Annotated in this window: 1 protein-coding gene and 1 pseudogene; both read left to right on the forward strand. The window is 46.0% G+C overall.

The genetic code is table 11. The annotated features are described in order from the left end of the window. The first annotated feature begins 31 nt into the window (after positions 1-31). Positions 32-252: pseudogene (locus tag CIK04_RS33590) on the forward strand (PA3496 family putative envelope integrity protein). Positions 253-598: 346 nt separating this feature from the next. Continuing rightward, positions 599-817 carry an NADAR family protein gene (locus tag CIK04_RS33595; protein WP_325205754.1) on the forward strand — a complete coding sequence of 73 codons (219 nt, stop codon included), beginning with the start codon at positions 599-601 and terminating at the stop codon, positions 815-817. Positions 818-871: the final 54 nt, after the last annotated feature.

Consider the following 871-nt stretch of genomic DNA (forward strand, 5'->3'; position numbering starts at 1 on the left):
CGGGTTTGCTATAGATCGGGTGTCGAAAACTATGGTGCGTTCGGAGGAGATATGTCCATTAATTCTAATCAACCATGACGAGATTGCAGATATTGGCTCACAAATGGGAAGATTTCTGAAGAAGAAGTCGTCCTAAGGCCAGAAAAGCAAGTGAAATCAGCAGAGGCGAGACGCCGAATTGAAGCGCTAAGAGAGATCCGCGAAAGTGGTCTGAGCATTGAAGAAGCCAAGGAACTAGGATTGCTTCACTAAGTCTTGCTAACGATATGATTTTATAAACTTTGAGGGTAGCATCATGCTACCCTTTGTGTTTTAACCTGCCATCAACGCGCTGTCTACCCCCGCTGCTGTTTGACAATCCTCCCGCTCGTTACTAAATACTATATCAATAAGATGTGCATTTTGTTTCTTATTCTTTGTATTGTGACGTCAGGAGCAACATCATGGAACAACCGATTTATTTCTATGAGCCAGATGAAAATCATGGTTTTCTCGCCAACTTCTATCCATGCTCAATCACCGTTTCTGGGACGTGCTGGCCGAGCAGTGAGCATTACTACCAAGCGCAAAATTCGACGATGTTCGGCTGCAGGAAAAAGTGCTGAGGGCAGAAGATGCTGCACAAGCTTTTCGGCTTTCACGCGAATACCAGCAGTGGCAAAGGCATGACTGGTATGACATTCGAGTGGAAGTGATGAAATTCATTGTGCGAGAGAAGTTTTTGCAAAACACACCGCTAGCGCATCAACTGCTCGCGACCGGAGACACTGAACTGAAAGAACATTCGCACAAAGATGCCTTTTGGGGGATGGGGTGATGGTCATGGACGCAATGAGCTTGGGCGGATCTTGATGATGGTTCGAGAGGAGTT

The sequence above is a fragment of the Vibrio sp. 03_296 genome (assembly GCF_002265885.1).